This is a genomic window from Kitasatospora sp. NPDC058478, assembly GCF_042720345.1.
Classification (GTDB): Bacteria; Actinomycetota; Actinomycetes; order Streptomycetales; family Streptomycetaceae; genus Kitasatospora.
Map to the genome: position 1 here is coordinate 1 of NZ_JBHXML010000099.1, position 24,129 is coordinate 24,129.

Annotated in this window: 22 protein-coding genes; 16 read left to right on the forward strand and 6 right to left on the reverse strand. The window is 71.2% G+C overall.

Annotated elements, in window-relative coordinates; translation table 11 throughout:
* Positions 1–112: 112 nt before the first annotated feature.
* The 8 genes from mshD to pstB all read left to right on the forward strand — a co-directional run bounded on the left by mshD (position 113) and on the right by pstB (position 9,703).
* Positions 113–1,087, forward strand: coding sequence for a mycothiol synthase (mshD, locus tag ACFWPT_RS37310; RefSeq protein WP_380487290.1), 975 nt, complete (start codon positions 113–115; stop codon positions 1,085–1,087).
* Positions 1,088–1,407: 320 nt separating this feature from the next.
* Entirely contained in the window at positions 1,408–3,585 is a 2,178-nt protein-coding gene (locus tag ACFWPT_RS37315; protein WP_380341897.1) for an RNA degradosome polyphosphate kinase, read from the forward strand.
* A gap of 103 nt (positions 3,586–3,688) precedes the next feature.
* The gene (locus tag ACFWPT_RS37320; protein WP_063348288.1) at positions 3,689–4,777 is read left to right on the forward strand and encodes a CHAD domain-containing protein; all 1,089 of its coding nucleotides are present in this window, start codon (positions 3,689–3,691) and stop codon (positions 4,775–4,777) included.
* A gap of 19 nt (positions 4,778–4,796) precedes the next feature.
* The gene (locus tag ACFWPT_RS37325; RefSeq protein ID WP_380487306.1) at positions 4,797–5,288 is read left to right on the forward strand and encodes an NUDIX hydrolase; all 492 of its coding nucleotides are present in this window, start codon (positions 4,797–4,799) and stop codon (positions 5,286–5,288) included.
* Positions 5,289–5,556: 268 nt separating this feature from the next.
* Positions 5,557–6,687, forward strand: a complete 1,131-nt coding sequence (pstS, locus tag ACFWPT_RS37330) for a phosphate ABC transporter substrate-binding protein PstS (RefSeq protein WP_380380164.1) — start codon at positions 5,557–5,559, stop codon at positions 6,685–6,687.
* A gap of 149 nt (positions 6,688–6,836) precedes the next feature.
* Complete coding sequence (gene pstC / locus ACFWPT_RS37335) at positions 6,837–7,814, forward strand: phosphate ABC transporter permease subunit PstC (RefSeq protein ID WP_380380166.1); 978 nt, start codon at positions 6,837–6,839, stop codon at positions 7,812–7,814.
* On the forward strand, positions 7,811–8,887 hold the full coding sequence (gene pstA, locus ACFWPT_RS37340; protein ID WP_063348285.1) for a phosphate ABC transporter permease PstA: 1,077 nt from the start codon (positions 7,811–7,813) through the stop codon (positions 8,885–8,887). Before pstC ends, pstA begins: the two co-directional genes overlap by 4 nt.
* Positions 8,888–8,926: 39 nt before the next feature.
* Positions 8,927–9,703 (forward strand): phosphate ABC transporter ATP-binding protein PstB, encoded by a 777-nt coding sequence (pstB, locus tag ACFWPT_RS37345; protein ID WP_063348284.1) that lies wholly within the window; start codon positions 8,927–8,929, stop codon positions 9,701–9,703.
* A gap of 157 nt (positions 9,704–9,860) precedes the next feature.
* Here pstB and ACFWPT_RS37350 read toward each other — a convergent pair whose 3' ends face one another.
* Positions 9,861–10,856, reverse strand: coding sequence for an inorganic phosphate transporter (locus tag ACFWPT_RS37350; RefSeq protein WP_063348283.1), 996 nt, complete (start codon positions 10,854–10,856; stop codon positions 9,861–9,863).
* A gap of 5 nt (positions 10,857–10,861) precedes the next feature.
* Positions 10,862–11,482, reverse strand: coding sequence for a DUF47 domain-containing protein (locus ACFWPT_RS37355; protein WP_063348282.1), 621 nt, complete (start codon positions 11,480–11,482; stop codon positions 10,862–10,864).
* 414 nt (positions 11,483–11,896) lie between these two features.
* On the opposite strand from ACFWPT_RS37355, the gene ACFWPT_RS37360 reads away from it, so the two are divergent.
* Complete coding sequence (locus ACFWPT_RS37360; protein WP_380487294.1) at positions 11,897–12,289, forward strand: metal-sensitive transcriptional regulator; 393 nt, start codon at positions 11,897–11,899, stop codon at positions 12,287–12,289.
* 97 nt (positions 12,290–12,386) lie between these two features.
* Here the strand turns inward: ACFWPT_RS37360 and ACFWPT_RS37365 are convergent, their stop codons facing one another.
* Positions 12,387–12,587, reverse strand: coding sequence for a hypothetical protein (locus ACFWPT_RS37365; protein WP_363376777.1), 201 nt, complete (start codon positions 12,585–12,587; stop codon positions 12,387–12,389).
* Between the two features lie 196 nt (positions 12,588–12,783).
* Positions 12,784–13,683: a hypothetical protein gene (locus tag ACFWPT_RS37370; protein ID WP_063348280.1), complete on the reverse strand. Its 900-nt coding sequence runs from the start codon at positions 13,681–13,683 to the stop codon at positions 12,784–12,786.
* A gap of 162 nt (positions 13,684–13,845) precedes the next feature.
* On the opposite strand from ACFWPT_RS37370, the gene ACFWPT_RS37375 reads away from it, so the two are divergent.
* Positions 13,846–14,043: a hypothetical protein gene (locus ACFWPT_RS37375; protein ID WP_079136271.1), complete on the forward strand. Its 198-nt coding sequence runs from the start codon at positions 13,846–13,848 to the stop codon at positions 14,041–14,043.
* A gap of 14 nt (positions 14,044–14,057) precedes the next feature.
* Here the strand turns inward: ACFWPT_RS37375 and ACFWPT_RS37380 are convergent, their stop codons facing one another.
* Positions 14,058–14,771: a phosphatase PAP2 family protein gene (locus ACFWPT_RS37380; protein WP_363376774.1), complete on the reverse strand. Its 714-nt coding sequence runs from the start codon at positions 14,769–14,771 to the stop codon at positions 14,058–14,060.
* 185 nt (positions 14,772–14,956) lie between these two features.
* On the reverse strand, positions 14,957–16,183 hold the full coding sequence (locus ACFWPT_RS37385; RefSeq protein ID WP_380487297.1) for an NlpC/P60 family protein: 1,227 nt from the start codon (positions 16,181–16,183) through the stop codon (positions 14,957–14,959).
* Between the two features lie 248 nt (positions 16,184–16,431).
* Between ACFWPT_RS37385 and ACFWPT_RS37390 the strand changes: the two genes are divergently transcribed.
* From ACFWPT_RS37390 to ACFWPT_RS37415, 6 genes are all read left to right on the forward strand, one after another.
* Complete coding sequence (locus ACFWPT_RS37390; RefSeq protein ID WP_063348277.1) at positions 16,432–16,782, forward strand: hypothetical protein; 351 nt, start codon at positions 16,432–16,434, stop codon at positions 16,780–16,782.
* Between the two features lie 168 nt (positions 16,783–16,950).
* Positions 16,951–17,766: a hypothetical protein gene (locus ACFWPT_RS37395; RefSeq protein ID WP_063348276.1), complete on the forward strand. Its 816-nt coding sequence runs from the start codon at positions 16,951–16,953 to the stop codon at positions 17,764–17,766.
* Positions 17,756–19,054, forward strand: a complete 1,299-nt coding sequence (locus ACFWPT_RS37400; RefSeq protein WP_380487300.1) for a hypothetical protein — start codon at positions 17,756–17,758, stop codon at positions 19,052–19,054. The genes ACFWPT_RS37395 and ACFWPT_RS37400 overlap by 11 nt, the downstream gene beginning before the upstream one ends.
* 7 nt (positions 19,055–19,061) lie before the next feature.
* Positions 19,062–20,636, forward strand: a complete 1,575-nt coding sequence (locus ACFWPT_RS37405) for an SCO6880 family protein (RefSeq protein ID WP_063348275.1) — start codon at positions 19,062–19,064, stop codon at positions 20,634–20,636.
* Positions 20,637–20,690: 54 nt separating this feature from the next.
* On the forward strand, positions 20,691–22,040 hold the full coding sequence (locus tag ACFWPT_RS37410; protein ID WP_063348274.1) for an ATP-binding protein: 1,350 nt from the start codon (positions 20,691–20,693) through the stop codon (positions 22,038–22,040).
* Between the two features lie 252 nt (positions 22,041–22,292).
* Positions 22,293–24,092, forward strand: a complete 1,800-nt coding sequence (locus ACFWPT_RS37415; RefSeq protein WP_380487302.1) for a bifunctional metallophosphatase/5'-nucleotidase — start codon at positions 22,293–22,295, stop codon at positions 24,090–24,092.
* Positions 24,093–24,129 lie beyond the last annotated feature (37 nt).

Genomic DNA, 24,129 nt, shown 5'->3' on the forward strand with positions numbered 1-24,129 from the left:
AGGGGGGACCCTGTGGGAGAGTAGGACGCCGCCGAACAATCATTCACAGAGAACCCCCATCCGGGAAACCGGATGGGGGTTCTTTGCATTTCCGGTGACGTATCGTCGGAGCATGGACGATCAGACAGCGGTCATTGCGAACAGTGTGCTCCGCCCCGAGCAGCGCGACGGCGCCCTGCGCGTTCTGGCGGACGCCCAGGCGGTGGACGGCCGGGCTGCCGTGTCCGAGCAGGGCCGGCTTCGGCTGCGTTCCTCGGATACGCCGCGCCCCGGCGTGAGCCACTTCATCGAGAGTGAGAACGCCGCCGCCGTCGGTTACGGACAGCTCGAAGTCCAGGAGGGCTCCGCCGCCAATCCCGCCGCCAATCCCGCCGCCGAGCTGGTGGTCGACCCGGCCGCCCGCGGCCGCGGCCTGGCCCGGCCGCTGGTGGACGCGGTGCTGGCACAGGCCCACCGGGCCGGCCGCGACGCGGTGGACTTCTGGGTGCACGGCGGTCACCCGGCGGCCCGGCAGCTGGCCGGCCGGTACGGGGCCGAGCTGGTCCGAGAGCTGCGGCAGATGCGCCGCACCGGGCCGCAGACCGAGGCCGTCGCCGTCCCCGAGGGCGTCGAGCTCCGGACCTTCCGCCCCGGCGAGGACGACGCCGAGTGGCTGCGGTTGAACGCGCTGGCCTTCGCCCACCACCCGGAGCAGGGCTCCTGGACGGAGCGGGACCTGGCCGAGCGGCTGGCCGAGCCCTGGTTCGATCCGGCCGGCTTCTTCCTCGCCACCCGGGGCGGCAAGGTGGTCGGCTTCCACTGGACCAAGGTGCACCCGGCCACCGCCACCGAGCCGGCGCTCGGCGAGGTCTACGTGGTCGGGGTGGACCCGGCCGAGCAGGGCAGCGGTCTCGGCCGTGCCCTGACCGCTGCCGGTCTGCGTCACCTGACCGGTTCGGACGCCGGCGAGCGCGGACTGGAGACGGTCCTGCTCTACGTCGACGCCGACAATCCGGCCGCGGTGCGGGTATATGAACGACTGGGGTTCACCATCCACGAGGTGGACCTCATGTACCGCGTCCAGTACCGCGCGGACCAGGCGGCCTAGGACCGGACAGGACCTACAGGACCGGGCAGGGCCTAGCGGCTCCGGGCGGTCCGGGGCAAGGGGTCGGACGTCACCGGCCCTTGCCCCGACCGACTCAGCTTTCCTCCTGGCCATGCGGTGTTTACCGTGGATTCAATTGCTGCCGCGAAGATCACAGGATGAAGTCCGTAGTGTCTCGCTCGTGCAGAGTCGACCGCCACGTGCCGGCCGGCCCTGTACGGACCGCGCCCGGCGGGTGGGCGTTGGCCCTGGGCGAGGACGACGGCCCGCAGAGCCATTCGAGTCCGGACGACGTCCTGCTGCTGGAGGAGCTGGAGCCCATGAGCATCCCCCGCCCCGTCTCTGCCTCGCTGTCCCCGCCGGCCAGGATGTCCGGTGCGCTGGGGATACCGCCCGAGCTGCCGGCCGAGGACGAGCAGGAGTTCGACGCACTGCCGCAGGGCCGCTTCCTGGACCGCGAGCGCAGTTGGCTGGCGTTCAACGAGCGGGTCCTGGAGCTGGCCGAGGACCCAGGGATCCCGCTGCTGGAGCGGGCCAAGTTCCTCGCCATCTTCGCGAGCAACCTGGACGAGTTCTTCATGGTCCGGGTGGCCGGGCTGAAGCGCCGGATCGCGACGGGCGTCGCCCAGCGCAGCGCGTCCGGCCTCCAGCCGCGCGAGGTGCTGGACCTGATCTGGACCCGCTCGCGCGAGCTGATGGCGCGGCACGCCGCCGCCTTCCAGCAGGAGGTGCTGCCGGACCTCGCCACCGAGGGCATCGAGGTGGTCCGCTGGCCGGAGCTGGCCGAGAAGGAGCAGGCCCGGCTGCACACCCTGTTCCGGCAGAAGATCTTCCCGGTCCTCACCCCGCTGGCGGTCGATCCGGCGCACCCCTTCCCGTACATATCGGGGCTCTCGCTCAACCTGGCCGTGGTGGTGCGCAACCCGGTGTCGGGGCACAAGCACTTCGCCCGGGTGAAGGTGCCGCAGTCGCTGGCCCGCTTCCTGGAGGCCTCGCCGCAGCGTTACGTCCCGCTGGAGGACGTGATGGGCGCGCACCTGGAGGAGCTGTTCCCGGGCATGGAGGTGCTCGCCCACCACGCCTTCCGGGTGACCCGCAACGAGGACCTGGAGGTGGAGGAGGACGACACCGAGAACATCCTCAAGGCCCTGGAGAAGGAGCTGATGCGGCGGCGTTTCGGCCCGCCGGTGCGGCTGGAGGTCGAGGAGTCGATCGATCCCTACATCCTGGACCTGCTGGTGCGGGAGCTGAACATCACCGAGGCGGAGGTCTTCCCGCTGCCCGGTCCGCTCGACCTGACCGGTCTGTTCGGGATCGCCGAACTGGACCGCCCGGAGCTGAAGTACCCGAAGTTCGTGGCGGGCACCGCCCGCGGGCTGACGGACGTCGAGTCGGCGTCCCAGCCGGACATCTTCGCCGCGATGCGCGAGCGGGACGTCCTGCTGCACCACCCGTACGACAGTTTCTCCACCTCGGTGCAGGCCTTCCTGGAGCAGGCCGCCGCCGACCCGGACGTCCTGGCGATCAAGCAGACGCTGTACCGCACCTCCGGTGACTCGCCGATCGTGGACGCGCTGATAGACGCGGCGGAGTCGGGCAAGCAGGTGCTGGTCCTGGTCGAGATCAAGGCGCGCTTCGACGAGCAGGCCAACATCAAGTGGGCCCGCAAGCTGGAGGAGGCCGGCTGCCACGTGGTCTACGGCCTGGTCGGGCTGAAGACGCACTGCAAGCTGTCGCTGGTGGTCCGGCAGGAGGGTGACACCCTGCGCCGCTACTCGCACGTCGGCACCGGCAACTACCACCCGAAGACCGCCCGGCTGTACGAGGACCTGGGGCTGCTGACCTCGGACCCGCAGGTCGGCGCCGACCTCTCGGACCTCTTCAACCGGCTGTCCGGTTACTCGCGCCGGGAGTCCTACCGCCGCCTGCTGACCGCCCCGCGCGGCCTGCGCGACGGGCTGGTCTCCCGGATCCACAACGAGATCGCCCACCACCGGGCCGGCCGGCCGGCGTACGTGAAGCTCAAGGTCAACTCGATCGTCGACGAGGCCGTGATCGACGCGCTGTACCGGGCCTCGCAGGCCGGCGTGCCGGTCGACGTCTGGGTGCGCGGGATCTGTGCGATCCGGCCGGGCGTGCCGGGGCTGAGCGAGAACGTCCGGGTCCGCAGCATCCTGGGCCGCTTCCTGGAGCACTCCCGGGTCTTCGTGTTCGGCAACAACAGCGATCCGGAGGTCTGGATCGGCAGCGCCGACATGATGCACCGCAACCTGGACCGCCGGATCGAGGCGCTGATGCGGATCACCGACCCGGCCCACCGGGCCGAGCTGTCCGGCCTGATCGACCTCGGGATGTCGGACGAGACCGAGTCCTGGCACCTGGGGCAGGACGGCACGTGGACCCGCCACTCGCAGGACGCCGAGGGCCGGCCGCTGCGGCACGTCCAGGATCTGCTGATCGACTCGCGCCTGCGCCGCCGGGCCGCCGCCTCGCGCTGACGCGACCACTGATGCGAGCCGCTGGAACCGCAGGGGACCGGTTCCAGCGGTCGGCCACCAGCCCCGGGGGGACGAACCCGGGGGAACGGGGATCTACCACGCCATGACCGATGCGCCGATGACGGCCCAGGCGGCCGCCACCACGACCGCCGGGGACATCCTCTCCAGCCACCTCACCGCCCAGGCCGGCGCGTTCCTGCGCGCCCTGCCGCTGACGGTGGGCGAGGTCGGCGCCAGACCGGGGACGGCCGCGGTCGTCCCGGCGGCCGGTACCGCCGACCTGCTGCGGGCGGTCCGGCGGATCGGCGGGCTGCTGCACACCTTCGGCTCCGTCTTCGAGCAGGCCTGGGCCCAGGAGTCGCGCACCGAGCTGCGCTGGCTGCTCAACCTGCTGGCGCTGGAGCCCGGTTACGTCCGCCGCTCGGCCCGGCTGCTGGGCGCGCTGGACTCGCTGAGCGGCAGCGATCCGGACGGGACGGGCATGCTGGCCGGGCACGTCGGGGCGCCCAAGGCGCGGGCGCTGCTGGACCGGCAGCTGACCCTGGCCCGGACCAGGGCGCACTCCTCGGTGCTCCAGGAGCTCCGGTCGGCCCGGCTGCACGCGCTGGCGGACCGGATGACGCTGCTGGTCGGCGATGCCCCGCTGCTGGAGTCGGCGGGCGGCCGGGCGCCGGCGGTGCTGCTGCCGCAGGCGGCCGCCGCGTTCACGGCGCTGTCGGCGAGCGCCCAGCAGCTGCCGCTGCACCGGGCCGCCACGCCGTACGGCGGCGACGGGCTGCGCCGGCTGGGCGCCGTCCCGGCGGCGCGCGGCGCGGTGGACGCGGACACGGCGCTGGCGGCCGACGACGCGCCGTGGGCACGGACGCGGATCCTGGTGAAGCGGGCCCGGTACGCGCTGGAGGTGTGCGGTCGCGGGTCCGCCGAACTGGACGAGCTGGACGGGGTGCTGGGCCGGCACCAGGAGGCGGCGGACGCCGCGGTCACCGCGGCCACCGCCGCGCGGACCCCGCGGATCACCCCGGCGACCGCCTACGTGCTGGGCGTGGTGCATGCTGATCAGCGACTGGAGGTGGAGGCGGCGCGGTACGCCTTCGGCCGCCGGTGGCCCGACCTCCCGCCCGGCCCGGACGGCTGGCCGGACCTCCCCCCTGCCGAGGGCTGGGGGCATTCCCCCGCACCACGGACGGCCTGAATTGCGCGATCGCCTGAGCATCGGGCCGGCAGCGGACGCGGCCGCGACCGGGGCGGGGCACGCCCGGGTGATCCTGGCGGCGGGCGCGGTGCTGTGGCTGCCGGGCCGGCCGAAGAAGAGCGGCCGGCTGGGGCGGCCGCGGATCGCGGTGATCCACCGGCCCAAGTACGACGACTGGAGCCTGCCGAAGGGCAAGCTCGACCCGGGGGAGGGGGTCGTCGCGGCGGCGCTGCGCGAGGTGCGCGAGGAGACCGGGTTCGCCTGCCTGCTCGGTCCGGAGCTGCCGGCCCAGCACTACCTGGCGCAGGGCCGGCCGAAGGAGGTGCGCTACTGGGCGGCGGTGCCGTCGAGCGGGGCGTTCCGGCCGAACCGCGAGGTGGACCGGCTGGAGTGGCTGCCCGCCGGGAAGGCCCGCGCCCGGTTGACGCACGACCGCGACCGGTTGCTGGTCGACGCCCTGCTGGCGATCCTGGGTGCGAAGCCCGTACGGGCGAGCGGTCACCATCGGTGAAGGGCGAACGGTCACCTTCGGTGAAGGAACGGTGGAAGTGATCTCGTCGCGCCCTTGCCGTGACGCAACCGTGACTACCTGACGTAGTTTCCTGTCATCCTTTCGAGGTTCACTCTCCGTTCACTTGTGACCGGCTGTCGTGTCACCTACCCGGCCTAACTTCGGGTTTACCGGAGGGCCGAACGGGCCCCGGACCACAGCAGAACCCGCGCTCCGCCGTCCTCGCACGGCCCGCGCGACGGGCAATGCCACAGAAAGGGACACCCCTGTGAAGCTCCAGCGGAACGGCCGCTCCAAGGCCCTCGCCATCGGTGCCATGGCGCTCGTCAGCTCGCTGTCGCTCGCTGCCTGCGGCTCGGACGACAACGGTGCCAAGGCCGCCGGTGGCTCCAGCGGCTCCGCTTCGGCCGCCGCTGTCAACTGTGGCAAGGGCGGGACGCTGCTCGCTGCGGGCTCGACGGCTCAGGCCAACGCGATCGACGTGTGGAAGACCACCTACGGCGCGTCCTGCTCCGGCACCACCGTCAACTACAGCGGTGGCGGCTCCGGCGCCGGTGTCCAGCAGTTCAACCAGGGCAAGGTCGCCTTCGCCGGTACCGACTTCGCGCTCAAGCCCGCCGACGTCGACACCTCCAAGACGGTCTGCACCGGCGGCAAGGCGATCGACCTGCCGCTGGTCGCGGGTCTCGTCTCGCTGGTCTACAACGTCGACAACGTCGACAACCTGGTCCTGGACGGCCCGACCTCCGCCAAGATCTTCGACTCGCAGATCACCAAGTGGAACGACCCGGCGATCGCCGCCCTGAACCCGGGCGTGCAGCTGCCGGACGCCGAGATCCAGACCGTCCACCGTTCGGACGACTCCGGGACCTCCTACAACCTCACCTCCTACTTCGCCAAGACCTCCGGTGGCGCCTGGACCGCGGCGCCGGAGAAGGCGTGGAAGGGCAAGGGCGGCCAGTCCGCCCAGGGCAGCGCCGGCGTCTCCGCGCAGATCAAGCAGGTCAAGAACTCCATCGGCTACGCCGAGCTGTCCTACGCGCAGAGCAACAACCTCAAGAGCGCCAAGATCGCCACCGGTGCGGCCAAGCCCGTCGAGGCGACCGCGGCCAACGCCGCCCTCACCTTCGCCTCCTCCACCGTCGTGGGCACCGACGGCGACCTCGCCCTCTCCCTGGACTACGGGACCAAGGCCGACAACGCCTACCCGATCATCCTGGTGACCTACGAGATCGCCTGCGACAAGGGCAACAAGCCGGAGAACCTCGAGAACCTCAAGTCCTTCCTGACCTACGCCGTCAGCGACGCCGCGCAGAAGGCGATCGGCGACAAGGGCTACGTCCCGCTCCCCGCCGCCATCAGCGACAAGGTCAAGGCCGCCGTCTCCTCCCTGGCCTGACCCGACAGGAGCACCGGTGGGACGGCCCCGTGAGCGAGGGGGGCCGGGGTCGTCCCACCGGAACGCACCGACCCAGCACGAACGTCCGGGGCACCGCCGCCATGGTGCCGTCCCCCTTCCGGGGCGGCACCACCAGACCGGAGTAGACAATGACTTCATCCTCCCCTGCCGCCCCGCGAGGCAGGGAACGCCGACCGCGCGACAGCCGCTTCGGCGACAAGATCTTCATGAACCTCGCCCGCGGTTCGGGCATCCTGCTGCTGGTCATCATGGCCGCGATCGCCGGCTTCCTGGCCTGGCGCGCGGTCCTGGCCCTCAGCACCAACGAGGGCAACTTCCTCACCACCTTCGAGTGGACGCCGGACGCCACGAAGCCGGTCTTCGGCATCGCCGTCCTGGCCTTCGGCACCCTCGTCAGCGCCGTCATCGCGATGGCGATCGCCGTCCCGGTGGCCATCGGGATCGCGCTGTTCATCTCGCACTACGCGCCGCGGAGGATCGCCCAGCCGTTCGCCTACCTGGTCGACCTGCTCGCCGCCGTCCCCAGCATCGTCTACGGCCTGTGGGGCGCGCTCTTCCTGGTCCCGCACATGGACGGCCTGACCAGCTGGCTCAACCAGTACCTCGGCTGGACGTACCTCTTCGACCAGACCAAGTCCGGCACCCCGCGCAACCTGTTCACCGTCGGCATCCTGCTGGCGATCATGGTCCTGCCGATCATCACGGCGGTCTCCCGCGAGGTGTTCCGCCAGGTGCCGCGGATGCAGGAGGAGGCGGCGCTCGCGCTCGGCGCGACCCGCTGGGAGATGATCCGCACCGCGGTGCTGCCGTTCGGCCGCCCCGGCATCATCTCGGCCTCGATGCTCGGCCTCGGGCGCGCGCTCGGCGAGACCATCGCCGTCGCGGTGGTGCTGTCCGCGAGCAACGTGCTCTCGCTGCACATCCTCGACGCGGGCGGCGGCACCTTCGCGCAGAACATCGCGCTGAAGTTCGCCGAGGCCGGCAACAACGGGCGCGACGCCCTGATGGCCTCCGGCCTCGTCCTGTTCGTCATCACCCTGCTGGTGAACGGTGCCGCGCGACTGATCATCGCCCGCCGCAAGGAGTACTCGGGGGCCAACGCATGACCGCGGCAACGACTTCCGTCACGGCCGACGCCCGGCCGCTCAGCCGGTCGCTGACCGCCAACCGGCTGCCCAAGTGGGCCCCGGCCGCCGTCGCGGTCGGCTCGATCGCGCTCGGCTGCGGGATCGGCGCCGTCGGCGGGCTGGAGAGCCATCTGCAGTGGGGCCTGATCTCGGCCGTGCTGTTCCTGCTGATCAGCTACGGCGTCTCGGCCCAGGTCGAGGGCCGCCGCCAGGCCAAGGACCGGTTCGCCACCTCGGTGGTCTGGGTCGCCTTCATCCTGGCCGTGGTCCCGCTGATCTCCCTGACGGTCTACACGATCCAGCAGGGCATCGGCGTGGTGAACGGGAACTTCCTGAGCCACTCGATGAAGGGCGTGATCGCCTCCGGCCCCGGCGGCGGCATCTACCACGCGCTGCTCGGCACCATGCAGCAGGTCGCCCTGGCCACCGCGATGGCCGCCCCGGTGGGTCTGCTGACCGCCGTCTACCTGGTCGAGTACGGCCGCGGCACGCTCGCCAAGACCGTCACCTTCTTCGTCGACGTCATGACGGGCATCCCGTCGATCGTCGCCGGTCTGTTCGTCCTCTCGCTCTGGAACATCGCCCTGGGCTTCAGCTACTCGGGCTTCTCGGGCAGCCTCGCACTGGCGATCCTGATGATGCCGGTCGTGGTCCGGTCCACCGAGGAGATGCTCAAGCTCGTCCCGAACGAGCTGCGCGAGGCCTCGTACGCGCTCGGCGTGCCGAAGTGGAAGACCATCCTGCGGATCGTCCTCCCCACCGCGATCGGCGGCATCACCACCGGTGTGATGCTGGCGGTCGCCCGCATCACGGGCGAGACCGCCCCGGTGCTGATGCTGGTCTTCGGCGCCGACGCCATCAACAGCAACCCGTTCGACGGACCGCAGCAGTCCCTGCCGATGTACATCTGGCAGCAGTACTCGGTGGTCAACAACGACTTCGGCTACGCCCGCGCCTGGGGCGCCGCGCTGGTGCTGATCGCCTTCGTGATGGGGCTCAACCTCATCGCCCGGGGCATCGCACGCTGGCGCTCGCCCAAGGGCGGACACTGACCGACTGACGTACGAAGACAGACGAGAGAAGCAACGATCATGGCCAAGCGCATCGACGTCAGCGGACTGTCCGCCTACTACGGCACCACCAAGGCCATCGAGGACATCTCGATGAGCATCGAACCCCGCTCGGTGACCGCCTTCATCGGCCCCTCCGGCTGCGGCAAGTCCACCTTCCTGCGCACCCTCAACCGGATGCACGAGGTGATCCCCGGCGCCCGGGTCGAGGGCAAGGTCCTCCTCGACGACGAGAACCTCTACGCCTCGAACGTCGACCCGGTCGCCGTCCGCCGCTCGGTCGGCATGGTCTTCCAGCGCCCGAACCCGTTCCCGACCATGTCGATCTACGACAACGTGATCGCCGGCCTCAAGCTCGCGGGCGTGCGCAAGAAGTCCGTCCTGGACGAGGTTGTCGAGCGCTCGCTGAAGGGCGCCAACCTCTGGAACGAGGTCCACACCCGGCTGAACAAGCCGGGGGCCGGCCTCTCCGGCGGCCAGCAGCAGCGGCTGTGCATCGCCCGCGCCATCGCGGTCGAGCCGCAGGTCCTGCTGATGGACGAGCCCTGCTCCGCGCTCGACCCGATCTCCACCCTCGCGATCGAGGACCTGATCGGCGAGCTGAAGTCGCAGTTCACCATCGTCATCGTGACCCACAACATGCAGCAGGCGGCCCGCGTCAGCGACCGCACCGCCTTCTTCAACCTGGCCGGCGTCGGCCAGCCGGGCAAGCTGGTCGAGCTGGACGACACCCAGCGGATCTTCTCCAACCCGTCGGTCCAGGCGACCGAGGACTACATCTCCGGCCGCTTCGGCTAGGCCGTACCCCCGCCACCGGCCGACGGACCGCGGTGTCCGGAGGCGAACGGCGAGCACACAGGCTGCTCCGCGGTGCTGCATGGCGGTGCCGCCGTGGAGCATGAAGAAGGGCCCGCCCCCGAGATGTGGGGGCGGGCCCTGTCACGTGCGGGGCCGGTCAGCCCCAGAACAGGTGGGCGAACCAGTACACCAGCGCTGCGACGATGGCGGCCGCCGGCATCGTGATGAACCAGCCGAGCACGATGTTCTTGGCGACGCCCCAGCGCACCGCGCGGATCCGCTTGGTGGCCCCCGCGCCCATGATCGCCGCGGTGATCACGTGGGTGGTGGAGATCGGCGCCTTGAAGACGAACGAGGTGACGTACATGACCGTCGCGGCGGTGGCCTCGGCGGCGAAGCCCTGCGGCGGGTCCAGCTCGATGATCTTGCGTCCGAGCGTCCGCATGATCCGCCAGCCGCCCGCGTAGGTGCCCAGCGAGAGCATCGTGGCGCAGGAGATCTTCACCCACACCGGGATGCCCTCGCCGGAGTGGTGGCCGGAGATGGTGAGGGCCATCACCACGATGCCCATCGTCTTCTGCGCGTCCTGCAGGCCGTGCGCCAGCGCCATCGCGGCGGCCGAGGCGGTCTGGGCGACCCGGAAGTTGCGCTTGGCCTTGTGCGGGTTGGCCCGGCGGAAGATCCACAGGATCGCCAGCATCACCAGGAAGCCGCCGACCAGGCCGACCACCGGCGAGACGATCATCGGGATGACGATCTTGTCGAGGACGCCGCCCCAGATCACGTCGATGCCGCCGGCCATGGCCGCGCCCACCATGCCGCCGAACAGCGCGTGCGAGGAGGAGGACGGCAGACCGAAGTACCAGGTGACCAGGTTCCAGGCGATCGCCCCGACCAGTGCGGCGAACAGGATCACCATGCCCCGGTCGCCGGTGGGGGTCTCGATGATCCCCTGGGAGACGGTGTGCGCCACGCCGCTGCCGAGGAAGGCACCGGCCAGGTTCATCACCGCGGCCATCGCCAGCGCGGCCCTGGGGGTCAGCGCCCGGGTGGAGACCGAGGTGGCGATCGCGTTCGCGGAGTCGTGGAAGCCGTTGGTGTAGGTGAAGAAGAACGCAACGCCGACGACGGCGATGAGTGCTGCCATGTCCACGAGGGTCAGGACTCCTTGACGGCGATGGTCTCCACCGTGTTGGCGACGTGCTCGAACGCGTCCGCCGCCTCCTCAAGAACGTCCACGACCTGCTTGAGCTTGAGCACCTCGATGGCGTCGTACTGGCCGGAGAACAGGTGGGCGAGCAGCTTGCGGTGGATCTGGTCGGCCTGGTTCTCCAGCCGGTTGACCTCGATCCAGTACTCGGTGAGGTTCGACATGCTGCGCAGGTTCGGCATCGCCTCGGCGGTGAGCTCGGCGGCCCGGGCCAGCACCTCGATCTGCTGCTCGATCCCCTTCGGCAGCGTCTGGATGTCGTAGAGGACGACCAGGTCGACGGCCTCCTCCATGAAGTCCATGATGTCGTCCAGCGACGAGGCGAGGTTGTAGATGTCCTCGCGGTCGAAGGGCGTGATGAAGGACGAGTTCAGCTGGTGGAACACGGCATGGGTGGTGTCGTCCCCGGCGTGCTCGGCGGCGCGCATGCGCTCGACGATCTCCGCGCGGGCCGACACGTCTGATCCCAGCAGTTCCAGCAGGAGCTTCGAACCGACGACGAGGTTCTCCGCGGCGGCAGAGAACATGTCGTAGAAGCTCGTCTCCTTCGGGGTCAGGCTAAAACGCACGGAAATCTCCGATGTGCGGGGTAGGGACTGAACGATGCTAGGTGCAACCAAGCGCAATCGCGCAAACGGGGTGGTGATGGTGGAGGCGGAACCTCCTCTTCCGTTCGGCTGCCGCACCAGCTGACCCGGACCGCACACCCAGGTGCGGACGTGAGCCCCCAGTCTGACGGAACCTCGCCCGGATTGTCCCCGTGGTACGTAGGGAAGACGGGGGCGCCGCTCAGACGGGTGAACCGCGCGGCGGGCCGCCCGCAGCCCGGTCGCAGCCCGTTCGCAGACCGTCCGGAACCCGTCCGGAACCCGTCCGGAACCCTTCGGCACATGCCGCGTCGGCCGTCGGAACACCACGGACGGCCCCGGTGTTGGACACTGGTGGCCGACGCAGCCACCAGGCATCCAGACGAAGGCGGGCCGATGACCACGACGCAAGCGCGCACCGAGCCGGACCACGGGCACGGCACCGACGCGCAGGCCGACGCACCCGCCGTCCCCGCGGCCGCCGCAGGACATCAGGGCGGGCACGGCCCGCACGGCTACAGCGCCCAGAAGGACGCCCACCTCAAGCGGCTGCGCCGGATCGAGGGCCAGATCCGCGGCCTCCAGCGCATGGTCGACGAGGACGTCTACTGCATCGACGTGCTCACCCAGGTCTCGGCCGGCACCAAGGCGCTGCAGTCCTTCGCACTGTCCCTGCTGGAGGAGCACCTGCGGCACTGCGTCGCGGCCGCCGCCGAGGAGGGCGGCGCCGAACTCGACGCCAAGGTCACGGAGGCCACGGCCGCGATCGCTCGGCTGCTGCGCAGCTGAGGCCGGGCCTGGTCCGGGCCGGGCGCGCGGGTCCGGACCGCCAACACCCCCAGCCGCCAACACCCCCAGCCGCGAACGCCCCTGGGCCGGGAGCGACCTAACCGTCGGCCTGCCGCCAGGCCTCGCCGTCGGTCCGCCCCGGCTCGGCCCGGTCGAGCAGCACCTCGTCGATCCGCTCGGTCGGCAGCCGGTCGCCGGTGCTGGCCGTCGCGGCGATCATCAGCTCGCCGGCCAGATCGATCTCGTCGAGGGCCGCGTCGTCGTGGCCGCCGCTGCGGCCGCCCGTGGACGACACCACCTGCACCACCCCTTCAGTGCCTCGCCAGCCCGGGCGGCAGCCACCCGACGTCCAGCCTAGGCACTTCGGAGCCCGTCCACATGGCACGGACGGGCCATCTCGGCGCCGCCGAAACGGGTGACCGCCGCTCCCCGGGCGGCCACCCGCTCCGGCGGCGCCCCGGTTCGCCCCGGCGCCGGAGCCCTGCCCCGGCGGCCTACTTCGGGCTCTCCGAGGGCTTCATCGCGTAGATGTCCGAGGCCGGCGGCTCGGCGGCCTCCACCGGCTTGCCGAAGTCCGTCACCGAGGTGGTCGACGTCACCTTCACCTGGTCCTTGGCCTCCTTCGAACCGGCCACCCCGGCGAAGGTGAACACCTCGACCACCTTGTGCAGCCGGCCCTGGTCGTCCAGCCAGGCGTCGTACGGGACCTCCTTCACGGTGAAGGTCTGGGCCCCCATCCGCAGGCCGTCCCCGCCGCGGCCGCCGGTCGCGTCGGCCGCCTTGGCCAGGTCCAGGGTGCCGCGGTAGTGGTGCAGCGCCACCCCGTCGACGGTCTCGGTGCCGACCGCGTCCGCCTTCTGCGCCCCGCGCAGGGCGCCCGCCGCCGAGGCCGGGTCGGTGGCGCCGCTGCTGACCAGGTTGCCGTCCGGCAGCTGGCGCACGTCCAGCTTGACCCACTTGCCCTCGGGCACCTTGGCGCCGCTGTTCTGCAGGTAGACGGTGCCCGGCAGGACCACCTCGACGATCTTCCCGGTGGTCGCCGCGCCCGGCGGCACCTGGACCTCCAGCCGGCCGATCCGCTTCACGTAGTCGTAGCCGCCCGTCCCGGTGAAGACGGCCTTCTTCTCGGACGACTCGGTGACCAGCTCGGTGGCGGTGTGCGCGGAGCCGGTGCGGCCCGTGATGTCGGCGCTGTTGCGCACCGCCGTCAGCGGGTCCGCGGCGAGCTGGTCGGGGGCACCCGACTGCCGGTCGGAGGAGCCGCCGCCGGAGCCGGCCGCGCAGCCGGCGGACAGGCCGGCCAGGGCGGCGGCGAGCAGGGCGGCCCCGGCCGCCGAACGCAGATGCGGCAGCGGACGGCGCCCCGGCCGTCCGCCACGCTGCTGGTCGGTCATCTTCATCCTCGCGACAACCCCCTCGGGCCCGACTGCCCTGCCGACACCACCAGGTGAACAGAGCTCTTTCCGGGCAAACGAGTTGAGCCGCGAAGGGTTACGCGGAAGAGGTCTTGCGGACGGCATCGCGCGCCCGGCGCCCGGCGCGTTACGGTGAACCACGTGCACAGTGAGCTGCCGGCCTTCCCCGGCACCGCCCGGATGCCCGAACACCGTGTCGCGGTCAGCGAGCGCGGTTCCTTCGCCTTCGCGACCTGCAGCTGCGGCTGGTTCTCACCGGCCCGCCGCTCGCGCGACCTTGCCCGGCGCGAGGGGGACGACCACCTCGCCCTCGCCGAGAGCGGCGGCGGACCGGGGTAGCCGGGCCGGGCGGCTCACGCCGCCAGATCGGACTCCGGCGGCTGCTCCTCGGAACGCACCGCCCCGCGCTCACGCCCGCGCCGCCGACCGCGCGGGCCGGCGCCGGCCCGCTCCGGCGCCCGGATCAGCGGGGCGAGGGCGGTCCGGCCCAGCGCGTGGCAGAGCGGGACCAGCACCGCCATCGCGATCGGCGCCAGCAGCAGCACCACCGCGGCGGCGAGCGCGAAGCCGCCGATCACGTCGGTCGGGTAGTGCACGCCCATGAACATCCGGCAGAAGCCCTGCAACAGGGCCAGGCCCCCGGCGATCCAGCCGAGCCGCCGGTTCACCAGGAACAGTGCCACCGCCACGCCCATCGTCATGGTCGAGTGGTCGCTGACGAAGGAGTGGGTGCCGGCCTTGCCGTCCACCAGCACCAGCAGCCCGCCGTGGTCGACGAACGGGCGCGGGCGGTTCACGATCGCGGCGATCGGCAGGTTGGCCAGCTCGGCGATGGCGACGGAGAGCGGCACCCAGAGCAGCCCGGCGACGGCCACCGGCGCGTCCGGGCGGCGTCTCGCCTGCAGCCAGGCCACCAGGCCCAGCATCGCCAGGCCGATCAGGATGCCGTACTCACCGATCCACGAGACCAGGTGGTCCAGCCACTGCGGGGAGCGCTTGGCCAGTCCGTTGACGGCGTAGAGCAGGCCGAGGTCGGGGTTGGTCGTGTCGGCAAGCGGCGTCGACACGCCGCACCTCCTTCTGGTCCGCTGCAGCTGTTCGATCCGGTCGGGGCCCTTCCCGGCGCGGGAAGCTGACGGTGGGCCATCGGGATCAACGTCATCGCCGGGGCACAGCGTTCCACGGAAACGCGCGGTTATGGAAACTTGACTCAGCGTCCACAGGGCACTCACACCTCGGGGCCACGGGCGGCTCAGTTCCTCGCCGCCGGCCGCCCCGCCCCGGCGGGGTCCGGGCCGGTCGGGGCGGGTGGTGCGGCGGCCGCAGGCGGTCCGGCGGCGGGCGGGGTGGCGGCGCCGCTGGGGCTCGCCAGGGCTGCCGGGGCCACCGGGGCCGAGGGGGTGGTCGCCGCGGTCGGGCTGGTCGGGCTGGTCGGCGTCGTCGAGCCAGGGCGGCTCGGGGCGCTCACGGAACCATCCGCGTTGCGGGCCGGCAGCGCCTGGGCGCCGTCCGAGGTGACCCGGGTCGCGCCGATGTACTCCCTGGTGTCGATCTTGTCGTAGCGGATCACCGCACCGGTGTGCGGCGCGTTGATCATGTAGCCGCCGCCGACGTAGATCCCGACGTGGTGGATGCTCCGCGGATCGTTCAGGTCCGTCGCCCAGAACACCAGGTCGCCCGGCCGCAGCTGATCGCGCGACGGGTGCGGGCCGGCGTACCACTGGTCGTTCGCCACCCGGGGCAGCGTGATGCCCACGCTGGCGTACGCCGCCTGGGTCAGGCCCGAGCAGTCGAACCGCCCGTTCTGCGAGGGCAGCCCCTCCCCGCCCCACAGGTACGGCGTCCCGAGCTTGCTCTGCGCGAAGTAGATCGCCGCGGCCGACTGCCCGGACACCTCCACCGGCGCCGTGGGCACGGTGAAGCTGCGGGCCATCGCCTGAATGTTCCTCACATAGCCCTGGGTCTCCTTGTACGGCGGCACCCCGTTGTACTTGGTCACCGCGTACGGGCCGGCGTTGTAGGCGGCCAGCAGGTTGGCCTGCCGGTCGCCCGGGACCTTGGCGACGTCCTTCGCGAGCGCGCAGTCGAAGGTGGCCGCCGAGGCGATCGCGTCCAGCGGGTCCCAGACGTCCTTCTTGCCGTCCCCATTGGCATCCGTGCCGTACGCCGCCCAGGTATCGGGCATGAACTGCGCCATTCCCTGTGCCCCGACGCCCGATTGGGCCTTCGGATCGAAACCGCTTTCCTGGTAGAGCTGTGCCGCGAGCATCGGCGGCGAGATCTCCGGGCAGAGCGCGCCCCACTGCTGGATCGGCGCCTGGAACGCCGCCGGGACCGTCCCCGGCGAGAGTGCGGCGCGATTCGCCGACTGCTGCGGCGTCCCACTCGCCGCGAACGTCCCCACCGTCACCAAACCGAGCAACCCGAACGTCACAACTCCCGCAGCGGCGGCGGCCGTACCGGCCTTCCGGAGTACCATCAGCACCATCCCGACGAATCGTCAGTCGAAGTGTTCCGGAAGGCGTTGCTCACCGCAATCATCAGAGATACAAAGAGTGAGCGCTATCCTTCGTACGGTGGACATCCTCGCGTACGTGCCCGGTACCTCACGACCAATCCGCGAGAAGTAGCCAAGTCGACATCAGATCTGGCCAAGAATAGGTACCGACCCTTCGCGCGGGCGGGGTCAGGGCCCTTGAATTTGCCTGATCGGGCGGTGAGATGGAAATGAACCTGAGCAGCGTGCACACGAACGCGATCGGCCACCTGGCCGAGGACCCTCCAAAGAAGCCGAATATCGACACCATCATCGGCGGGATCGCCCCGGACTGGGGCCCGTTCGCGACCCTCGGGTCGGAGGCCAGGGTGATGGTCGAGGTCATCATGGCCGTCGCCATCCTGCTCTGCCTCGGCATCGCCGTCTGGGGGGCGGCCAAACAGCGGATCGGTGCGACCGCGATGCGCGACAGCTTCGGCGCCGAACAGGGCAAGGGGCTGATCGTCGCCGGTCTGACCGGCGTGTTCATCATTGGATCACTCGGCACTCTGTTCACCATTGTCTACGGCATGGCGATCTGACGATCGGACAGCAGTAGCCAGGCCCGCCCGCCCCGGGACCAGGTCCCCGTCCGGACCGCCCCGAGCCCACCCGCCAGCAGTCCACCCCCCGTTCCCACCCTCCGTCCGCGCCCGCCCCCGGCGGAGGGCCCCCGGAGCCCCCCGGCTCCCCGCACCAGGAGGGCCGCCGTGCCGTTGTCCGACGACCAGCCGCACACCCGTACGCGGCTGCCGGTCGGCGAACAGCCCTCCTCCCAGCCGACCCAGCGTCAGGCCCGACCGCTCCGCACCCTGCTGACCGTCCTCGTCGTCGTCACCCTGCTCGTCGTGGCCATCTCCATCGCCAACCGCGACAAACCCGACCCCGGCAGCACCGGCCGCTCCGCCGACCACGCCGCCCCCACCGCGCCCGCCGGCGCCGGCCCCGCCCCCAGCGGCGACCAGCCCGTCGGCACCACCACCAACGGCATCGGCTCCGGCTACCCGCACACCGACCAGGGCGCCCAGTCCGCCGCCGCCAACTACGCGGTGGCGATCGGCTCCGCCGACATGTTCCGCGCCGACAGCCGCCACACCATCGTCGCCACCATCGCCGACCCGGGCGCGGTCTCGGGCCTCCAGAGCCGCCTGGACCAGGGGTTCGGCGGCGACACCGCCGCCCGTTACGGCCTCGACGCCCAAGGCCGCGCGCCCAAGGGCCTCACGTTCGTCAGCCGCACCGTCCCCGTCGGCGCCAAGTCGACCGGCTACAGCGACGGCGACGCCAAGGTCGAGGTCTGGTGCACCGGCCTCACCGGCCTCGCCGGCGAACACTCGGTCCAGCCCGTGACGACGAACTGGTTCACCCTCACGCTCTCGCTCCACTGGACGGGCAGCGACTGGAAGCTCACCGACTTCACCAGCAAGCAGGGCCCCGCGCCGATGCCGGGGGACCAGCAGGCCGCCACCGCCGACGAGATCACCGGCGCCGTCCAGCAGCTCGGGGGGTTCCGCTATGCCCGTTGACCAGACCTCACACCGTTCCACCGCACGCCGAGCGGGCACGCTGGCGGGCGCGTTCGCCGCCTTGCAGGTCGCGGCGCTGCTGGCGGCCCAGCGGGTGTTCGCCGAGCCGTCGCCGACGGCCACGCCGACGCCGACCACGACGCCGAGCGCCAACTGCCCTGACCTGCCGATCTCCGGCAACGGCATTCTCTGCGTGGACAAGCCGGGCTCCGGCTCGCTTCCGGGCGGTGGGGCCATCGGGAGTGTGGCCGATCCGTTGGGGTCGTTGGCCAAGGGGTGTGCCCAGGCGGCGGCTTGGGTGGTGCGGAAGCTGTCGAGCGCGATCGACGGGACGACGCAGGTGGACTTCACCAATGCGTCGTTCCTGCAGCAGTACGCGGTGGTGTTCGCCGTGTCGACGGTGATCACGCTGGTGCTGTGGCTGCTGGCGGTGACGAAGCGGGCGGTGCGGGGGGCGCCGTTGGCGACGGCGTTCACGGAGGCGATCGGCTTCCTGTGGCTGACCGTCGTGGCGTCCGCGTTCACACCGCTGATCCTCTACACCGTGGTGAGCGTGACGGACGGGCTGACCAAGGCGATCGCGGTGGGGACGAAGTCGGACACCGGGTCGTACCTGGGCGCGTTCGCCGACACCCTGGAGAAGGGGGACATGGGCGGCGGCCCGCTGATCCTGATCATCGTGTCGCTGGTGGCGGTGCTGGCGGCGGCGGTGCTCTGGATCGAGCTGCTGATCCGGGCGGCGATGCTGTACGTGGGCGCGCTGCTGGGTACGGCGGTGTACGCGGGGTTGGTGGACAAGCAGCTGTGGAAGCACGTGCGCCGGTGGGCGGGGGTGATGGTGGCGGTGGACCTGGCGAAGCCGATCATCGTGGTCATCCTGGGCCTGGCGGGTGCGGTGGCGTCGGGGGCCGGGGCCAGCGACGACTTCGCGCGGGTGCTGTCGGGGCTGGCGATCCTGTTCCTGTCGATCTTCGCGAGCGCCGCCGTGTACCGCTTCGTGCCGGGCTTCGGCGACGAGATCATGAACATGCGCCATGCCCGGGCGAGTGCGGTGTCGGCCGGTTCGGCGATGATCAACGGCACCGCGAACCTGATGAAGCAGGGCATCACCACCCACGGTGACCGCGGGCCGGTCGGTGCGGGTGGCGGCGGCGGGGGTGCGGGCGGCGGTTCGGTCGCGCCGGGCATCGCCGCGCACGCCGGGCGGACGCCGGCGCCACCACCGCAGGCCGGGCCGCCGCAGACCTCGGTTCCGATCCGCGACAGCAACTCAGCGAAGGGAGGGTGACGGGTAAGTGAGCAGTGAACCGCTCGGCCAGTACGGAGCCCAGTACGCCCAGCCGTACGTGCACCAGCGCCGCACCTACCTGATCGGCAAGGCCCGCCCGAACGCGCCGATCGGCCGCAACCGGGAGTCCGGCGAGATCGTCCTGATCATCTTCGGGGCGTTCCTCGGCATGCTCTGGGGCCTGCTGATGCCGATCCTGCCGCTGCGGATCGGCGGCCTGATCGGCCTGCCCATGGTGGCCATCGCGGCGGTGTACGTGCCGTACCGCAGGCGGACGTTCTACAAGTGGGCGGAGATCAACCGCACCTACCGCCGGACGGTGCGCAGCGGCCGGTCGGTGTGGCGCTCGGACGTGATGGACGCCGGGACCCGGATGGACGGCCGGGAGGTGGAGGTCGGCCCGCCGCCCGGGGTGGGGCGGCTGCGCTGGCTGGCCGCGCCGTTCGGGCCGGACGAGGTCGGGGTGCTGATGCACCTGGAGCGGCGGACGGTGACGGCCGCGATCGAGATCGAGGGCCCGGGTGTCGGCCTGCGCGACTCGGAGGACCAGGAGGCGCTGGTCGACCGGTTCGGCACGCTGCTGAAGCACGTCGCCAACGGGGACGGCTTCGTGACCCGGTTGCAGATCCTGGCCCGGACGCTGCCGGCCGACCCGGACGCGCACGCCAAGGACGTCGAGCGGCGCGGGGACCACGACGCGCCGCGCTGGCTGCAGGACTCGTACGACCAGTTGCAGTCGATGGTGTCGACCTCCTCGGAGCAGCACCGGGCGTACCTGGTGGCCTGCATGCACTACACCCGCGACCTGGCGGCCGAGGCGCACGCGATGGGCCGTACGGCGACCGGTCGGCGGGCCCGGGACGACGAGGGGCTGGCGGCCGTGATGGCGCGCGAGCTGACCGACATCTGCGCCCGGCTGGCGGAGGCGGACATCCGGGTGCGCCAGCCGTTGGGGCAGGCCCGGCTCTCCTCGCTGCTGCACTCGATGTACGACCCGGACCACCCGATCGACCACATCCAGGCGATGTCCCGGCGCAACGCCTGGCCGGCCGAACTGGACGCGACCAACCCGCAGTACCTGGAGGCGAAGACCCGCGAGTCGGCGACCCGGGAGCCGTGGTGCCACGCCACCGCGTGGATCAAGGAGTGGCCGCTGACCCCGGTGGGGGTCAACTTCCTGGCGCCGCTGCTGGTGCACACCCCGGACGTGATCCGGACGGTCGCGGTGACGATGGACCTGGAGCCCACCGACGTCGCGATCGAGCGGATGCTGACCGAGAAGACCAACGACGAGGCGGAGGCCAGCCGCGCGGCCAAGATGAACCGGACGGTCGACCCGCGCGACCTGGCCCACACCGGCCGGGTGGACCAGCGCGGCGACGACCTGGCCTCCGGTGCGGCCGGGGTGAACCTGGTCGGCTACATCACGGTGTCCTCGCGCAACCCCGACGCGCTGGCCCGGGACAAGCGCACCATCCGGGCCTCGGCCGGCAAGAGCTACCTCAAGCTGGAGTGGTGCGACCGCGAGCACCACCGGGCCTTCGTCAACACCCTGCCGTTCGCGACCGGCATCCGCCGCTGACGCCCGGTCCGCACCGCTCCACCACCGCCCGTCGACCAGACCAGGAGGCCGTACATGGCGCTCGGCAACCTCTCCGAGGCGTTCACCAGCCTGATGTTCGGCAAGGTGGAGACCACCCGGCTGCCGGTGCGTACCTCCACCGGCCAGGCGCAGGCGGTCTACCTGCCCACCGCCGCGCCGGGGCTGGGCGACTCGGGCGTGATCATCGGCCGTGAGGTGTACAGCGGCAAGGGGTACGTCTACGACCCCTTCCAGCTGTACGGGCAGCAGCTGCCGGCCCCGCACTGGCTGGTGCTCGGCGAGTCCGGCAACGGCAAGTCGGCGCTGGAGAAGACGTACGTGCTGCGGCAGTTGAGGTTCCGCGACCGGCAGGTCGTGGTGCTCGACGCGCAGGGCGAGGACGGCGTCGGCGAGTGGAACCTGATCGCCAACGCGCTGGGCATAAAGTCGATCCGGCTCGACCCGATGGCCGCCCGGGACGGCGGGGTGAAGCTCAACCCGCTGGACCCGGCGATCACCCAGACCGGCCAGTTGTCGCTGCTGCGCACCATCGTCGAGGTGGCGATGGGGCGGGGCCTGGAGGAGCGGGCCGGGTTCGCGCTGAAGGCCGCGCACGCCCATGTGGTGGCGACGGTGAAGGACCGTCAGCCGGTGCTGGACGACATCATCGACACCCTGCGCAGCCCCGAGCTGTCCTCGGTGGAGTCGCTGGGCGTGGCGGTGGACGAGGTGCAGTCCTGGGGCCTGGACGTGGCACTGGTGCTGGACCGGCTGGTCGACGGCGACCTGCGCGGCATGTTCGACGGGTCGACCACCGACGGCATCGACCTGGACGCGCCGCTGATCGTCTTCGACCTCTCGCACATCGACCGCAACTCGATCGCGATGCCGATCCTGATGGCGATCGTCGGCGTGTGGCTGGAGCACACCTGGATCCGGCCGGACCGGAAGAAGCGCATCTTCCTGGTCGAGGAGGCCTGGCACATCATCAACAGCCCCTTCGTGGCACAGCTGTTCCAGCGGCTGCTGAAGTTCGGCCGCCGGCTCGGGCTCTCCTTCGTCGCGGTGGTGCACCACCTGTCCGACGTGGTGGACGGTGCGGCGGCCAAGGAGGCGTCGGCGATCCTGAAGATGGCCTCCACCCGGACGATCTACATGCAGAAGGCGGAGGAGGCGCGGTCCACCGGCCGGGTGCTGGGCCTGCCGCGCTGGGCGGTGGAGATCATCCCCACCCTGTCGCCGGGCATCGCGGTCTGGGACGTCAACGGCAATGTCCAGGTGGTCAAGCACATCATCACCGAGGCCGAGCGGCCGCTGGTGTACACCGACCGTGCGATGACCGAGGACGCGGTGGCCGAACGGGACCGGGCCGAGCGGCAGTTGGCGGCCGAGCCGGGAGTCTGAGCGGTCGGTCGGGGGTCTGAGCGGCCGGGTCGGGGGGCCTGGGCGGGTCGGGCGGGTGGTCTGGGCGGGGAGGCCCGGACGGGGGCGCCGACGCTGGTCGGACGGCGACGGTTCGTCAGGAGGTAATCCTCTCGTTACGTTCGACATCCTGACAGCTACGCGCGTTGACTCTAGGCTTCACAGGCGCAACACATCACCCAGACGCCCGGTCAAGTCCACAGCGGGCGCTCCTCCAAGGTGCAGGGGACCCTCATGCTCACCGTCAGATCCCGACGCGCGGCGCTCGCCGTCGTCGCCGCCGCAGGTCTGTTCGGCACGGTGGCCGTGCCGACGGCCGCGCAGGCCGCCGACGCCAACGCCAAGCGTCACAAGACCGTCAACCTCCAGCTGCTGGCGATCAACGACTTCCACGGCAACCTGGAGCCCCCGGCCGGTTCGTCCGGCACCATCCGGGAGATCGACCCGGCCACCGGCAAGGAGGTCTCGACCCCGGCCGGCGGCATCGAGTACCTGGCCACCGAGCTGCGCAAGGCCCGGATCCCGGCCGACGACTCGATCACCGTCGCGGCCGGCGACATCATCGGCGCCAGCCCGCTCACCTCGGCGCTCTTCCACGACGAGCCGACCATCGAGGCGATGGACAAGCTCGGCCTGGACGTCACCTCGGTCGGCAACCACGAGTTCGACGAGGGCGCGCAGGAGCTGCTGCGCATGCAGGACGGCGGCTGCCACCCGGTCGACGGCTGCTACGAGCCCGGCCGCACGTTCAAGGGCGCCAACTTCAACTACCTGTCGGCCAACGTCACCGACGAGAAGACCGGCAAGCCGCTGCTGGCCCCGTACTGGGTGACCAAGTCCCAGGGCGTGAAGGTCGGCTTCATCGGCGTCACCCTGGAGGGCACGCCGAACATCGTGACCGCCGAGGGCGTCAAGGGCCTGAAGTTCGCCAACGAGGTCACCACGATCAACAAGTACGCCGCCGAGCTCAAGGCCAAGGGCGTCAACTCGATCGTCGCGCTGATCCACGAGGGCGGGTACCCGGCCAGCAGCGTCTACAACTACGACTGCGGCCCGGCCGGCCAGGGCATCTCCGGTCCGATCGTCGACATCTCCAAGAAGCTCGACCCGTCGATCGGCGCCATCGTCACCGGCCACACCCACAACGCGTACGCCTGCACCATCCCCGACCCCAACGGCGTCCCGCGCTCGGTCACCAGCGCCGCCTCCTTCGGCCGGCTGTACACCGAGATCGACATGAAGCTGGACAAGACCACCGGCGAGATCGTCCGCCCGACGGTCAAGGCCGAGAACCACGTGGTGCGCCGCACCGTCGAGAAGGCGCCCGACATGACGGCGCTGGTCGACCACTACTCCAAGCTGGCCGCCCCGATCGCCAACCGGCCGATCGGCTACATCGCCTCGGACATCAACGGCCGCGGCAGCAGCGACCTGGAGAAGCCGCTCGGCGACCTGATCGCCGACGCGCAGGTGGAGGGGCTCGCCCCGGCCGCCAAGGGCGGGGCGCAGATCGCCTTCATGAACCCCGGCGGCATCCGCGCCGACCTGGTCTACAAGGCCTCCGGTGCCGAGGGCGACGGCGTGGTGACCTACGGCGAGGCGTTCACCGTCCAGCCGTTCACCAACATGATGCAGGTCAAGACGCTGACCGGCGCCCAGCTGGTGCAGCTGCTCCAGCAGCAGGTCAGCGGCCCCAACGCGGCCGCGCCGAAGATCCTCCAGGCGTCCTCGGGCCTCCACTACACCCTGGACATGCGCAAGACCGGCGCGGACCGGGTGGTCGTCGACTCGATCCGGCTGAACGGCGCCCCGATCGACCAGGCCGCCAAGTACCGGGTCGCGGCCAATGAGTTCCTGGCCGGCGGCGGCGACGGCTTCCCGGCCTTCGCGGCCGGCACCGACAAGCTCGTCGGCGCCTCCGACCTGGACGTCTTCGCCGCCTACCTGGGCGCCCACAGCTCGGCGGCCTCGCCGCTGAAGGCCCCGGCGCAGGACCGGATCAAGGTCATCGGCCCGGGCGTCGACATCGACTGACCGTGGGCCGGTACAGGACGGGCGGGGCGCTGTCGGG